This is a genomic window from Dyella lutea (assembly GCF_024158035.1).
Taxonomy (GTDB): Bacteria; Pseudomonadota; Gammaproteobacteria; order Xanthomonadales; family Rhodanobacteraceae; genus Dyella_A; species Dyella_A lutea.
In genome coordinates this window covers 796,903-810,564 of the sequence record NZ_JAMZEK010000002.1, presented here as the reverse complement: position 1 = coordinate 810,564, position 13,662 = coordinate 796,903, and the positions used below count along the sequence as shown (strand labels likewise).

The 13,662-nt window shown below is 69.6% G+C and carries 12 protein-coding genes; 7 read left to right on the top strand and 5 right to left on the bottom strand.

Features of this window, described 5'->3' with window-relative positions; genetic code table 11:
- Nucleotides 1–47: 47 nt before the first annotated feature.
- Nucleotides 48–1,736 (top strand): molecular chaperone HscC, encoded by a 1,689-nt coding sequence (locus tag NC595_RS11115; RefSeq protein WP_253566399.1) that lies wholly within the window; start codon nt 48–50, stop codon nt 1,734–1,736.
- Nucleotides 1,736–3,142 carry a J domain-containing protein gene (locus NC595_RS11110; RefSeq protein ID WP_253566397.1) on the top strand — a complete coding sequence of 469 codons (1,407 nt, stop codon included), beginning with the start codon at nt 1,736–1,738 and terminating at the stop codon, nt 3,140–3,142. The genes NC595_RS11115 and NC595_RS11110 overlap by 1 nt, the downstream gene beginning before the upstream one ends.
- A gap of 12 nt (nt 3,143–3,154) precedes the next feature.
- Here NC595_RS11110 and NC595_RS11105 read toward each other — a convergent pair whose 3' ends face one another.
- The 3 genes from NC595_RS11105 to NC595_RS11095 are packed head-to-tail and all read right to left on the bottom strand — an operon-like array spanning nt 3,155 to nt 5,552.
- Nucleotides 3,155–3,469, bottom strand: coding sequence for a DUF6587 family protein (locus NC595_RS11105; protein WP_253566395.1), 315 nt, complete (start codon nt 3,467–3,469; stop codon nt 3,155–3,157).
- Complete coding sequence (gene feoB, locus NC595_RS11100; RefSeq protein WP_253566393.1) at nt 3,466–5,310, bottom strand: ferrous iron transporter B; 1,845 nt, start codon at nt 5,308–5,310, stop codon at nt 3,466–3,468. Before feoB ends, NC595_RS11105 begins: the two co-directional genes overlap by 4 nt.
- Complete coding sequence (locus NC595_RS11095) at nt 5,307–5,552, bottom strand: FeoA family protein (RefSeq protein WP_253566391.1); 246 nt, start codon at nt 5,550–5,552, stop codon at nt 5,307–5,309. The genes feoB and NC595_RS11095 overlap by 4 nt, the downstream gene beginning before the upstream one ends.
- A gap of 118 nt (nt 5,553–5,670) precedes the next feature.
- Between NC595_RS11095 and NC595_RS11090 the strand changes: the two genes are divergently transcribed.
- Nucleotides 5,671–6,459 (top strand): enoyl-CoA hydratase-related protein, encoded by a 789-nt coding sequence (locus NC595_RS11090; protein ID WP_253566383.1) that lies wholly within the window; start codon nt 5,671–5,673, stop codon nt 6,457–6,459.
- 260 nt (nt 6,460–6,719) lie between these two features.
- Entirely contained in the window at nt 6,720–8,717 is a 1,998-nt protein-coding gene (locus NC595_RS11085) for an acetyl/propionyl/methylcrotonyl-CoA carboxylase subunit alpha (protein WP_253566381.1), read from the top strand.
- Between the two features lie 35 nt (nt 8,718–8,752).
- Here NC595_RS11085 and NC595_RS11080 read toward each other — a convergent pair whose 3' ends face one another.
- Nucleotides 8,753–9,934, bottom strand: coding sequence for an alpha/beta fold hydrolase (locus NC595_RS11080; RefSeq protein ID WP_253566380.1), 1,182 nt, complete (start codon nt 9,932–9,934; stop codon nt 8,753–8,755).
- A 269-nt stretch (nt 9,935–10,203) separates the two neighbouring features.
- Here NC595_RS11080 and NC595_RS11075 point away from each other — a divergent pair, with 269 nt between their 5' ends.
- Entirely contained in the window at nt 10,204–11,115 is a 912-nt protein-coding gene (locus NC595_RS11075; RefSeq protein ID WP_253566379.1) for a hydroxymethylglutaryl-CoA lyase, read from the top strand.
- Nucleotides 11,116–11,219: 104 nt separating this feature from the next.
- A complete protein-coding gene (locus NC595_RS11070) occupies nt 11,220–12,527 on the top strand; it encodes a metal-dependent hydrolase family protein (protein WP_425493108.1) in 1,308 nt (435 codons plus the stop codon).
- 4 nt (nt 12,528–12,531) lie between these two features.
- Here NC595_RS11070 and NC595_RS11065 read toward each other — a convergent pair whose 3' ends face one another.
- Nucleotides 12,532–13,017: an NUDIX hydrolase gene (locus NC595_RS11065; protein WP_253566378.1), complete on the bottom strand. Its 486-nt coding sequence runs from the start codon at nt 13,015–13,017 to the stop codon at nt 12,532–12,534.
- Nucleotides 13,018–13,172: 155 nt separating this feature from the next.
- Here NC595_RS11065 and NC595_RS11060 point away from each other — a divergent pair, with 155 nt between their 5' ends.
- On the top strand, nt 13,173–13,661 hold the full coding sequence (locus tag NC595_RS11060; RefSeq protein ID WP_253566377.1) for a GNAT family N-acetyltransferase: 489 nt from the start codon (nt 13,173–13,175) through the stop codon (nt 13,659–13,661).
- The last annotated feature ends 1 nt before the right edge of the window (nt 13,662 follow it).

The window sequence follows — 13,662 nt, the reverse complement described above, 5'->3', positions numbered from 1 at the left end:
GGCTGACCGCCCGCCTTGGACACGGTCGTTAGGGGGACCGTCACGGAATGCTTGTTGGCATCGATCTCGGCACCACCCACTCGCTGATTGGCCGCTACGGCGACAACGGCCCCACCCTCTTCCCCAACGCGCTCGGCCAGTTGCTCACGCCCTCGGTGGTGAGCCTGGACGCCGACGGCCACGCGCTGGTCGGACAGGCCGCTCGCGACCGGCTGATCAGTCACCCGGGCAGCAGCGTGGCCAGCTTCAAGCGCTGGATGGGCAGCGACCGCGAGACCCGGCTGGGCCATCGCAGCTTCCGCCCGGAAGAGCTCTCCGCGCTGGTGCTGCGTGCGTTGATCGCCGATGCCGAGGCGGCCACCGGCGAGACGGTGACCGAGGCGGTGATCAGCGTTCCGGCGTATTTCTCCGACGCACAGCGCAAGGCCACCCAGGCCGCCGGCACGCTGGCCGGGATCAAGGTCGAGCGGCTGATCAACGAACCCACCGCGGCGGCACTGGCCTACGGCCTGCAGGAACGTCGCGACGGCTCGCGCTTCCTGGTGTTCGACCTGGGCGGCGGCACCTTCGACGTGTCGGTGCTGGAGATGTTCGAAGGCGTGGTGGAAGTGCATGCCAGCGCCGGCGACAACTTCCTCGGCGGCGAGGATTTCCTCGACGTGCTTGAAAAAACCTGCCTGGCCGACCTGGGGCTGCAGCGTTCGGCTCTCGACGCGGCCACCAGTGGCGTGCTGCGCCAGCGGCTGGAGACCGCCAAGCGCGCGCTCACCGGCCAGGCCTCGGCGACGGTGCAGCTCGCCGTGCGCGGCGAAACGCACGAGTGGTCGATCGACGAGGCGCGCTTCGCCCAGCTTGCCGACCCGCTGCTGCAGCGCATGCGCGCGCCGCTGGAACGCGCCATGCGTGACGCACGGCTGCAGGCGGAACAGCTCGACGAGATCGTGCTGGTCGGCGGCGCCAGCCGCATGCCGCTGGTGCCGCGGCTGGTCACCCGCATGTTCGGCCGGCTGCCGCTGCGCCACGTCAACCCGGACCAGGCCATCGCGCTGGGCGCCTGCGTCGCCTCGGGCCTGAAGTCGCGCGACCAGCGCCTGGACGAGGTGGTGCTGACCGACGTGTGCCCCTACTCGCTGGGCACCCAGGTGGTGCGCCGCGATGGCCAGGGCCGGATGCAGGGCGGCTTCTTCGAGCCGATCATCCATCGCAACAGTGTGGTGCCGGTGAGCCGCGAGCAGAGCTTCTTCCCGGTCAATCCGGGGCAGTCGAAGCTGCGGCTGGACGTGTTCCAGGGCGAGAGCCCGATGGTGGAACGCAACATCAAGCTGGGCGAGCTGGAAGTGGAGATCGACCCGGCCCGCCCGCCGCAGGAGAACGCGGTGAACCTGCGCTTCACCTACGACGTCAACGGCGTGCTGCAGGTGGAGGCGAACGTGTCCTCGACCGGCAAGCAGTACGAGCTGGTGCTGGAACAGAACCCCGGCGTGCTCAGCGCCGAGCAGATCCGCACCCGCCTCGCCGCGCTGGCCGAGATCAAGATCCACCCGCGCAGCAAGCAGGAGAACCTCGCCCTGCTCGCCCGCGCCGAGCGCATCTACGAAGAACACCTGGCCATGCGCGACCAGGTGCAGGCGTGGATCGCGCAGTTCCGCGCCGTGCTGGAAACCCAGGACGAGATGGTGATCCGCGAACACCGGCTCGAGCTGGGCCGCGCGCTGGATACGCTGGAATCGATCTGATGTGGCCGTACAGCGAGCTGGGCATCGAGGCCACCGCCGACGAGCGCGCGATCAAGCGCGCCTACGCGATCAAGCTCAAGCAGAACCGCCCGGACGAGAACCCGCAGGGCTTCCAGCGGCTGCACGAGGCGTATCAGGCAGCGCTGCAGCGCTGCCACGCCAATGCGCCGGCCGCGCCCGCCACGCCGGCGCCGACTGCGCCGCGACCGCTGCCGCCGCTGGCCCCGGTCGCCGCCCGGTCGATCGAGCCACCGGTGCGACCATCTGCGGCCGTGGCGCCCCCGATCACATTCGACGCCGACGCCTTCCTGCACGAAGCGGTAGCGTGCGCCGATGCCAACGAGCCCGGCCGGCTGCGGCAGTGGCTGGAGAGCCACGAGGCGCTGTGGTCGCTGAGCCTGAAGACGCGTGTCGGCCAGCGCTGGCTGGCCGTGGTCTTTCAGGCCGCTCCGCCGATGCCCGACGGCTGCTTCGATGAGATGCTGGCGTTCTTCCGCCTCGACCACGCCGGCGCCGTGCGCGACCAGCTGATGCTGCAACAGCAACGCAAGCGCATGCATCTCTCCTGGCATCTGACCCCAGGGCGCCATGGCGAACTGGCTGGAACCATGGGGCTAAAAGGAATAGAGCAGCGCAGGCGGGCAACCCAAGCATTGAAGCGCCTGCAGCAACCTTTCCGCTGGCGCACCGTTCTCACGCAGGCGGTCTGGCCGCAGCATGTGCGCTCTACGAACGAGACCATAGTGCGCCTGGCCGGGCAGCCACCGGTGGCGTTGCCGCCACCAGTTAACCCACGCCAGCAGGAGTTTTGGCTCAAGGCGGCAAGTAGCGGCCCATTCACCCGCATCGGCGCAGCCATCATTGGCGCGCGAATCGCTGGCGCGCTTTTGCTGGGCCTTCTGCTAGGCGTGGGTCTGGGTGCCATGGACATGGTCGATGCGGGCCGATTCGACTGGGCGTCTGTCGGCGCCATGGTGGCGATCGCCGGCAGCATAAGCACCGTCGTGCTGGGAGTCATCGCCTGGTCGCAGCTCACCCTTTGGCAACGCGGCTTCGTTCCACTCCGGGGCATGGTCGGCTGGCTTCACCTGACCCTGGTACCGGTGCTGGCAGGCAGTGCACTGCTCGTCGTCGATGCCAGCGATTCGCCCATGGCAGGATGGCTGCTGACCGTACCGGCGCTGTGGCTGGCCCTGGCCCGCGTGCTGCACGGCCGGCAGGTGGCGACTTCGCTGCGACCGTGGCTGCGGCTGGGCATCTTCCTGATCTATCCCGTCGCCAGCCTCGTCGCCAGCGCGGTGCAGGTACCGGTGATCATGGGCAACAGCCTGGCCGGCGCGGCCCTGCTGGCGTGGGCGATCGACGCATGGCGCCGCCTGCCCCGACGCCAGCGCGCGCTGGCCTGATCCGGAACGCGCTTATTTGCCGCGCGGACGGAAATGCAGCGGCTTGGAGCCGTCCGCCGCCGGCGGATGCGCGGCAGCGGGCGGCTTCGGGCCACAGGCACCACAGGTATCGCAGCCGTCGCTGCAATTGCCGGTGGTCTGCTTCGGTTGCAGGCGATGCGCAAGTGCACGCTTCCAGGCCGGCGCATCCGGACTATCCAGCCGCAGGGCGACAGCCGCCAGCCAGCGTGCGGTGAGTTTCGGCGCCAGCTTGCGCAGCACCACCAGCACGCTGACCAGCACGATGACGCCGATCACCACGTACTGCACGAGCAGGCCGGTGCTCACGACAGCCACACCGCCACGTGGTAGGTGATGAACGAGGCCACGTACGCCAGCGCGAACATGTAGCCGAACGAGATGGCCACGTTGCGCCAGGAGTCGGTCTCGCGACGGATCACCGCCAGCGTGGACATGCACTGTGGTGCGAAGGCGAACCACACCAGCAGCGACAGCGCGCTGGCCAGCGGGAAGTTCACCGCCAGCGCGTGGCCGAGCCCCGCGCCGCCCACCGCATCGCCACCCACCGCGTACACCGTGGCCAGCGCGGCCACCGCGGTCTCACGCGCAGCGAAGGCGGGGATCAGCGACAGGCTGATCTGCCAGTTGAAGCCGATCGGCGCAAAGATGTGCTGCAGGCCGCGGCCCAGGTAACCGGCGATGGAGTACTCGATGGCCGGCTCGGTGGCGCCGGGGGGTGGCCCCGGGAAGGTGGAGATGAACCACATGATCACGGTGAGCGCCAGGATCACGCCGGTGAGCCGCTTGACGAAGATCATGCCGCGCTCGTACAGGCCGATCGACACGTCGCGCAGCTTGGGCAGGCGGTAGGACGGCAACTCCATCAGCAGCGCGTGCTCGCTCTTGTCGCGGCGGATGCGCTTCATCACCCAGCCCACCAGCATCGCGCCGAGAATGCCGATGGCGTACAGCGCGAACAGCACCATGCCCTGCAGGTTGAACACGCCCAGCACGCGCCGCGAGGGAATGAACGCACCGATCAGCAGCGCGTACACCGGCAGGCGCGCCGAGCAGGTCATCAGCGGCGCCACCAGGATGGTGGCGAGGCGGTCGCGCGGATCGGTGATCGAGCGCGTGCCCATGATGCCGGGAATGGCGCAGGCAAAGCTCGACAGCAGCGGAATGAACGAGCGCCCGGTGAGCCCCACCGACACCATCAGCCGATCGAGCAGGAACGCCGCGCGCGGCAGGTAGCCGGATTCCTCCAGCGTGAGGATGAACACGAACAGCACCAGGATCTCGGGCAGGAAGCCGAGCACCGTGCCGATGCCGCCGAAGATGCCGTCGGTGACCAGGCTCTGCAGCGGCCCGGGCGGCATCCACGCAGCAACGTGCGTGCCCATCCAGTCGAAGCCGTCGGCGATCGCGTCGGTCATCGGCTTGCCCACCGAATACACCGCCTGGAACACCAGGAACATCACCAGCGCCAGGATCGCCAGCCCGAACACCGGATGCAGCGCCCAGCGGTCCAGCGCGTCGTCCAGCGCATCGGTGGCGCGCGGCATGGTGACGGTGGCGGCCATCAGCGCGCGCACCTGGGCATGCAGATCGGCGCGGCTGGCCGCGTCATCCGGCTGCACCGGCGCGGCGACCGGCATCGCGCCGTCCACACGCTCGATCAGCGCCTTCACGCCATCGCGCCGCACGGCCACCGTTTCCACCACCGGCATGCCCAGCCGGCGCGAGAGCTCGGCCACGTCGATGGTGACGCCGCGGCGGCGCGCCGCGTCCATCATGTTCAACGACAGCACCATCGGCCGGCCCAGGCGCTTCACCTCGAGCACGAAGCGCAGATGCAGGCGCAGGTTGGTGGCGTCGGCCACGCAGACGATCAGGTCCGGCGCCGGTTCGCCGGGGTAATTGCCGGCGCAGACGTCGTGGGTGATCTGTTCGTCCGGGCTGGTTGCATCGAGGCTGTAGGTGCCCGGCAGATCCAGCACGTGCAGCAGGCGGCCGGACGGCGCGGTGAAGCGGCCTTCCTTGCGCTCCACCGTCACGCCGGCATAGTTGGCGACCTTCTGCCGCCCGCCGGTGAGCTGGTTGAACAGCGCGGTCTTGCCGCAGTTGGGGTTGCCGACCAGGGCGATGCGCAGGGTGCTGGCGCTCACGCCGCCTCCTGCATGCACACCGTGACCCGTGCCGCCTCGCTGCGCCGCAGGGCGAAGCGGGTCGAGCCGATCTGGATCAGCAGCGGGTCGGCCCCCATCGGTCCACAGGCCACCAGGCGCACGGGCTCGCCCGCCACGAAACCGAGGTCGCGCAGGCGCTGCGCGATGACATCGTCGGCGTGGGCATCGTCCACGCGGTCCACCACGGCAGGCGAACCCTTGGGCAGATCGGACAGGCGCACAGGTAAAGACCTAAATGGGAATGGTTCGCATTGTATATCGTTCCCTTGCTGCCCGCATTCAAGACGACCGCCGGGTTTGCCGGCGTTTATCATCCCCGGTTTACCAAGGGATCCCGCCATGACGAGCCGCCTCTCGATCGCCGACCAGGACCGCGTGCGCCGCATCGCCCTGAACCGCCCGGAGGTGCACAACGCCTTCGATGACGCGCTGATCGCCGAACTGACGGCCGCCATCGACGATGCCGGCCGCGACGAAAGCGTGCGCGCGGTGGTGCTGACCGGCGAAGGCGAGAGCTTCTCGGCTGGTGCCGATCTGAACTGGATGCGCGGCATGGCCCAGGCCAGCGAACAGGAGAACCGCGACGATTCGTCGCGCCTGGCGCGGCTGATGCGCCGCCTGCAGTTCTGCCCCAAGCCGACCATCGCCCGCGTCAACGGCGCCGCGTTCGGCGGCGGCGTGGGGCTGATCGCCTGCTGCGACATCGCCATCGGCGTGGAGGGCGCGAAGTTCGGCCTCACCGAGGTCAAGCTCGGCCTGGTGCCGGCGGTGATCTCGCCCTACGTGATCGCTGCCATCGGCGTGCGCCAGGCACGCCGGCTGTTCCTTACCGGCGAATTCTTCGACGCGGCCGCGGCGGCGCGCATCGGCCTGCTGCACGAGGCGGTGCCGCGCGAGCAGTTGGACGAGGCGGTGCAGCGCGTGCTCGGCTTTCTCGGCAAGGCCGGGCCGGTGGCGCAGGCGGAGGCCAAGACGCTGGCACTGGGCATGGCCGGGCTGGATGAGGCCGCCGCCGAGCGGATCGACGAGGAGAACGCGGCGCTGATTGCGCGGCTGCGCGTGTCGGCCGAGGGGCAGGAGGGGCTGGGCGCGTTTCTGGGCAAGCGTGCGGCGGCTTGGGTGGTGTAGTCATCCGCTCTGCGTTGACAGAAGGGCAAGCTGGGTGCGGCCAGCCCTCGCCCTGAAGCTACACCTGTCGCTCACAGGGTGAGCTCCTACGAGACGAAGCCCTGTAGGAGCGCACCCTGTGCGCGACCACCCTCGCCCCACAACAACACCCGGTCCATCTCCACGACGCCCGCCTTGCTGCGCTGCGCATCGGCTGGAAACCGCCCTTCTGCTACCGTTTCGGGCTTTGCATCACGGCGCACGCCATTCAGGGACTTCGCATGTTCGAGCGCGTTTTGATTGCCAACCGCGGCGAGATCGCCTGCCGCGTGATCCGCACCTGCCGGCGCCTCGGCATCCGCACCATCGCGGTCTATTCCGAAGCCGATGCTGACGCCCAGCACGTGCGCCTGGCCGACGAAGCCTTCCCGATCGGCGGCCCACGCCCGGCCGACTCCTACCTGCGCGGCGACGCGATCCTGGCGGTGGCGAAGAAAGCCGGCGCGCAGGCAATCCACCCCGGCTACGGCTTCCTCTCGGAGAACACCGACTTCGCACGCGCCTGCAGCGACGCCGGCATCGCCTTCATCGGCCCGCGACCGGAGAGCATCGAGGCGATGGGCTCCAAGGCCGCGGCCAAGGCGCTGATGGAAACCCACGGCGTGCCGCTGGTGCCGGGCTACCACGGCGACAACCAGGACGGCGCGTTTCTCGCCAAACAGGCCGCGAAGACCGGCTTCCCGCTGATGATCAAGGCCGCGGCCGGCGGCGGCGGCAAGGGCATGCGCATCGTGCGCAAGGAGGCCGAGTTCGCCGACGCGCTGGCCTCGGCGCAGCGCGAAGCGCAGTCCTCGTTCGGCGACGCGCGGGTGATCCTGGAGCGCTACGTCGAGCATCCGCGGCATATCGAGTTCCAGGTGTTCGGTGACACACAGGGCCACGTGATCCACCTCAACGAGCGCGAGTGCTCGGCTCAGCGCCGCTACCAGAAGGTGCTGGAGGAAACCCCCTCGCCGTTCCTCGATGAGGCACGACGCGCGGCCATGGGCGAGGCCGCGGTGGCGGCCGCCAAGGCGGTGAACTACGTCGGCGCGGGCACGGTGGAATTCATCGTGGCACCGACCGGCGAGTTCTTCTTCATGGAGATGAACACGCGCCTGCAGGTCGAGCACCCGGTCACCGAGCTCACGCTGGGGCTGGACCTGGTGGAGTGGCAACTGCGCGTGGCCGCGGGCGAGCCGCTGCCGCTCACCCAGGATCAGATCCGCGCGCACGGCCACGCCATCGAGGTGCGCCTGTACGCCGAAGACCCGGAGCAGAACTTCCTGCCCGGCTCGGGCAAGCTGCTGCGCCTGCGCCTACCGGCGCCGTCCGAACACGTGCGACTGGACGGCGGCGTGATCGAGGGCGACACGGTCACCATCTTCTACGACCCGATGATCGCCAAGCTGATCGTGTTCGACGCCGATCGCCCGCGCGCCCTGCTGCGCCTGCGCGAGGCGCTGGCCGCGTGCGAGATCACCGGACCGAAGTCGAACATCGCCTTTCTCGAGCGGCTGACGCGCCATCCGGTGGTGGTCGAGGGCCACATCGACACGGGCTATCTCGACCGTCACCTCGACGAATTCCTCGTCGGCGACGTGGCACCGCCGGACTATGTGCTGTTCGCCGCCGCCACCGCCGCCCTGCTGCACGACGAATGCGCCGCGATGTCGGCCACGCGCGGCGGCAGCGATCCGCACTCGCCGTGGGCGCAGGCCGATGCCTGGCGCATCGGCCACGAAGGGCGCCGGCTGGTCGCGCTGGAACACCACGGCCGCCGCTACGAGGTGGAGGCCTACGGCCACGCCGGCCACTACCGCATGCGCCACGGCGACGACCGCTGCGAGGTCAGCGGCGCCCGCCACGACGGCGAGATCCTCAGTGCCCGCTTCGACGGCGACGCGCTGCGCCTGGCGGTGCGCGCCGATGCGTCGCGCGTGCTGCTGCACGACGTCGATGGCCAGCGCCATCATCTCGCCCGCGCGGCCGCCTATGCCTGGCAAAGCCGCGACGCCGCCGGGGGAGATAAGCTGGTGGCGCCGATGCCCGGCCGTATCGTGCTGGTGAAGGCCGCCGCCGGTGACGAAGTCGCCGAGGGCCAGGAGCTGCTGGTGATGGAGGCGATGAAGATGGAACTCGCCCTCAAAGCACCGCGCGCCGGCACCATCGAGAGCATCGGTGCGAGCCAGGGCGATTTCGTCGAGGCCGACGCCGTGCTGGTGCGCTTCGCCGAGTAAGGGGCGCAAGCGGCGGCGATGCCGCCGCTTGCGGATCAACGGGCCCGCTCGACTTCCGCCGGTGCCGCATCGCCGGCCGCGCGCGCCAGCGGCAGCGCATCGTCGACCAGGTGCATCAGGAACCGCCCAGGCTGCTCCTGCATCATCATGTGCGCCGAGTCGGCGAACACCACCAGCCGCTTGGACGGTGCCCGGATGTGCCCGAACCAGGTTTCGGCGAGCTGGTGTGGCGTGGTGTAGTCGTGCGCGCCGACAAACACCAGCACTGGGCAACCGAAGTGCGTGACGTGGTCGAAGTCGACGTCCAGCAGCGGCTTAAGCAGATGGTTCAGGGAAAACAGGCTGCCCTTATCGATGGCGTCGAGATCCTGCCGGCTGTAGTCGGGCGAGAGCTCTTCGGCATCCACGTCGAACTGGTAGTTGCTGCGCCCCCAGGCCAGGCCGCCGTAATACATCTCCCACTTGCTGCGGACACCAACGCGGTCGATGGTGAGCGCCTTGCCGGGATACGGCGCGATCGATCTCAGCTCCTTCACCGCTTCCTGGTTGTGGTGGGCGATCGCCTCGCGCAATGCGAACGCATAACCCTCGGCTTCGTTGGCGCGGCCGTTCACGACCTGCCCCACCGAAATATAGGCGTAGAACCAGTCCGGATGCCGCTGCGCCAGCTCGACGCCGAGCACCGAACCCCAGGAGTGGCCTAGCAGGAAGATCTTCCGCTTGCCGAAGCGCTGGCGCAGGTACTGCACCACCTGGGCCGCGTCGTCGGTCATGCCCTGCACGCTCATGCCCGGCGCCATCGCCTGTTCGGTGTTGGCTTCGTAGGTCTTGCCGGCGCCGCGCTGGTCCCACTGCACCACGGTGAAGTAGTCCTCCCATGGCGTCTGGAAGGTGTACGACTCGGGCATGGCCGGAGAAGCCGGGCCGCCGTGCAGGAACAGCAGCACCGGGTTGCGGCGGTCCTTGCCGCGGATCGAGATCCACTGGTCGATGCCATCGATGTGCAGCTTTACCTTTTCGTCCACGCCCTGCGGCGAGAGGATCGCGCGGTTGCTGTCGAGGATCGCGGCCACGCGGGCGCGGGGCATGGTGCAGGTCGACGCCGCGGCTGTCGGCGAGGCAGCGGCGCTGGGCGTATCCGCGGAGGACGCAAGGCTGTGACCGGAACAGCCGATGAAGGTCAGCACGGCGGCAAGGACGGAATGGATCGGTTTCAACGAAGCTCTCCTGCAACGGATGGACGCCAGCACACTGCCGGCGCAAGGGACCCGGCGAGGCGGCTGACCGCGACCAGGACGATGCAGGTCACTCAGCAATCGCCGTGCCAGCACCGCCCCGGCCGCACGGACCGGACCACGGCACGGTTTCCTGCCCGCCCGTCGAAGATCCTGCCCGTCCGCGGACAACGCGCCGGACGTCCGCCCAACGCGCGGGCCGGACACCGGGCGCGGTACCCTGTGGCTCTTTGGCCGTCAGCGCATCCGTCATGAACACTCCCAGCTCCGCCGCCAACCACGTCCGCATCGTCGAAGTCGGCGCCCGCGACGGCCTGCAGAACGAGAAGACCCTGCTGCCGGCCGAGGTGAAGATCGCGCTGATCGACCGGCTGTCCTCCACCGGCCTGACCACCATCGAGGCGACCAGTTTCGTCAGCCCGAAGTGGGTGCCGCAGCTGGCCGATGCGGCCGAGGTGTTCACCGGCATCCGCAAGGTGCCGGGCGTGAGCTACCCGGTGCTGGTGCCGAACCTGCAGGGCTACGAGCGCGCACGCGCCGTGGGCGCCACCGAGGTGGCGGTGTTTTCCGCCGCCAGCGAGGCGTTCAACCGCAAGAACATCAACGCCTCGATCGACGAATCGATCGAACGCTTTCTGCCGGTGCTCGAGCGCGCTCAGGCCGACGGCGTGAAGGTGCGCGGCTACGTCTCCACCGTGCTCGGCTGCCCGTACCAGGGCGAGGTGCCGGTGGCCGACGTGGTGCGCGTGGCACAGCGGCTGCACGCGGCCGGCTGCTACGAGGTATCGCTCGGCGACACCATCGGCGTCGGCACGCCAGCGAAGGCCCGCGCGATGCTGCGTGCGGTCGCCGCCGAAGTGCCGATGGATGCGCTGGCGGTGCACTTCCACGACACCTACGGCCAGGCGCTGGCGAACATCCTGGCCTGCCTGGAGGAAGGCGTGCGCGTGGTCGACAGCGCCGTCTCCGGCACCGGCGGCTGTCCGTATGCGAAAGGCGCCACCGGCAACGTCGCCAGCGAGGACGTGGTGTACATGCTGCACGGCATGGGCATGCACACCGGCGTGGACCTCGACCTGCTGGTCGCCACCGGCGCCTGGCTCGCCGCGCAGCTGCACAAGGAAACCGCCAGCCGGGTGACGCGCGCACGGACGGCGACCTAGGTCGCATCGCGACACGCCGACCCGCGCCGCTAGAATCGAACGCCTGCGGCCAGCCGATCCGCGCGCTGTGCCCGCTGCCGTGAACCACGATGCAGGGGAACCCGATGCGCGCACGACTCACCTCACGCCGGCTGGGCCTGGCCATGCTGCTGGCGCTGGCGCCGATGGTCGCCACGGCGACGGACGCGCCGACCCGCGACAGCCTGCTCTTGCCCGATCGCGTGTGGACCGCCGACGGCGACGCCGCGCACGCCGGCTGGGTCGTGCTGGTGCACGAGGGCAAGGTCGCTGCTGTCGGCCCAGCGGCATCCATCAAGGCGCCCGCCGATGCCGAGCGCATCGCCCTGCCCGGCACCACGCTCACGCCCGGCCTGATCGACCTGCACTCGCACCTGTTCCTGCATCCGTACAACGAGATGCTGTGGAACGACCAGGTGCTCACCGAGCCGCAGGACTACCGCACGCTGGAAGCGGCCGCCCACGCCAAGGCCACCCTGCTGGCCGGCTTCACCGCGCTGCGCGACCTCGGCACCGAGGGCGCCGGCTTCGCCGACGTGTCGATCAAGCGCGCCATCGACAACGGCCTGATCCCCGGGCCGCGCATGTTCGTCGCCACCCGCGCGATCGTGGCCACCGCCAGCTACGGGCCGGGGCCGCGCGGCTTCCGCCCCGACCTCGATTTGCCGCAGGGTGCGCAGCCGGTGACCGGCGTGGATGCCGCCGTCGCCGCCGTGCGCGAGCAGGCCGCGCGGGGCGCGGACTGGATCAAGCTCTACGCCGACTACCGCGTAGGCGACCACGGCGAGACGATGCCGACACTTTCGCCCGCCGAGATCAAGGCGATCGTCGACGCCGCCCACCAGATCGGCCGCCCCGTCGCGGCGCATGCCGCCAGCGAGGCTGGCGTGCGCAACGCGGTGGAGGCAGGCGTGGACACCATCGAGCACGGCTACGGCACCGACGAGGCCACCTTCCGCCTGATGAAGCAGAAAGGCATCGCCTATGAGCCCACGCTCACCGCAGTGGAAGCCACCTCGGAATACTTCCAGCACTACGTGCCCGGAAAGTCCGAGCCGACACCGGCGATGAAACTCGCCGAGCACGCCTTCCGCACCGCGCTGAAGGTTGGCGTCACCATCGGCAACGGCAGCGATGTGGGTGTGTTCGCGCACGGCGAGAACTGGCGCGAACCGGCCATGATGGTGGCCGACGGCATGACGCCGGTGCAGGCACTGCACGCCGCCACCAATGTCGCTGCGCACATCCTGCGCGCCGATGGACAGTTCGGCCGGATCGCTCCGGGCGCGTTCGCCGACATGGCCGCCTTTGCCGGCGACCCCAGCCATGACATCCAGGCGCTGCAGCATCCGGTCTTCGTGATGAAGGACGGCGTGGTCTATCGCCGGCCCTGAACACTCAGTCCAGCACGATGCGCAGCGCCTCGGACGGCGTGCGCTCGACGAACTCGCGACGCACGTGGGCCAGCAGGTCGCGCTGGCTGCCGAAGGGCAGCCGCGCGGCGGCCTCGCCCAGATCCACCCAGCATGACGCCGAGTGTTCGTGGTTGAGCTGCACCGTTGCAGGCCCATCCACGCGCGCCACGAAGGCCGGCACGATCTCGATGCCCTCCGGCTGCGCCCGGTAGAACTGCTCGCAGAAGCCGGTGGCGTAGAGCGCCTCCGGCACCAGTCCGGTTTCCTCGAACAACTCGCGTCGCGCCGCCTGCCAGCCGGTCTCGCCCCCCTGCACGTGGCCGGCGATGTAGCTCCAGACACCGTCGAGCCAGGCCCCGGAACGGCGCGCCAGCAGCATCCGGGTGGCCGTGCCCGCACCACGCAGCACCACCACGGAAACGATGCCGCAGCGGATCGGCAGGCCGGTGGCACGGACGGGCGGGTTCATCATCGCAGGCTCCCTGGCGGACCCGGCCGACTCTGCACCGGTGCGGCCAGCCCCCACAAGCGGCGGCCGGGCCCTGTGACGAAAGGCGGCTTTTCCTCGCCGCCGCGGTTACTGCAGACTGTCGGCTCCGTTCCCCGACCCACCCGACGCACGCCATGCCCTCCGGTTTCCTGATCCGCCCCATCACCCCCGAAGACAATCCGGCGGTGGCCGCGATCATACGCACCGTCATGCCCGAGTTCGGCGCCGACGGCCCCGGCTTCGCGATCCACGATCCCGAGGTGGACACGATGTACCAGGCCTACGCGCAACCGCGCAGCAGCTATTTCGTGGTGGAGCGCGACGGCCGGGTGATCGGCGGCGCCGGCATCGCGCCACTGGAAGGCGGCGACCCGGACGTGTGCGAGCTGCGCAAGATGTACTTCCTGCCGGAGGCGCGCGGCATCGGCGCCGGCACCGCGATGATGCAGCGCTGCCTGGACGCGGCACGCGAGCACGGCTTCGCCCGCTGCTACCTGGAGACGCTCACCGGCATGGACCAGGCGCAGGCGCTTTACCTGCGCAGCGGCTTCAGGCAACTGTGCGCGCCGCTCGGTGGCACCGGCCATTTCAGCTGCGACCGCTTCTTCCTGCGGGAACTCTAGA

Coding starts and splice junctions, on each gene's coding strand:
- NC595_RS11090 (WP_253566383.1), top strand. CDS start 5,671: ATGACGAGCCGCCTCTCGATCGCCGACCAGGACCGCGTGCGCCGCATC.
- NC595_RS11070 (WP_425493108.1), top strand. CDS start 11,220: ATGCGCGCACGACTCACCTCACGCCGGCTGGGCCTGGCCATGCTGCTG.
- NC595_RS11075 (WP_253566379.1), top strand. CDS start 10,204: ATGAACACTCCCAGCTCCGCCGCCAACCACGTCCGCATCGTCGAAGTC.
- NC595_RS11060 (WP_253566377.1), top strand. CDS start 13,173: ATGCCCTCCGGTTTCCTGATCCGCCCCATCACCCCCGAAGACAATCCG.
- NC595_RS11065 (WP_253566378.1), bottom strand. CDS start 13,017: ATGAACCCGCCCGTCCGTGCCACCGGCCTGCCGATCCGCTGCGGCATC.
- NC595_RS11110 (WP_253566397.1), top strand. CDS start 1,736: ATGTGGCCGTACAGCGAGCTGGGCATCGAGGCCACCGCCGACGAGCGC.
- NC595_RS11085 (WP_253566381.1), top strand. CDS start 6,720: ATGTTCGAGCGCGTTTTGATTGCCAACCGCGGCGAGATCGCCTGCCGC.
- NC595_RS11115 (WP_253566399.1), top strand. CDS start 48: ATGCTTGTTGGCATCGATCTCGGCACCACCCACTCGCTGATTGGCCGC.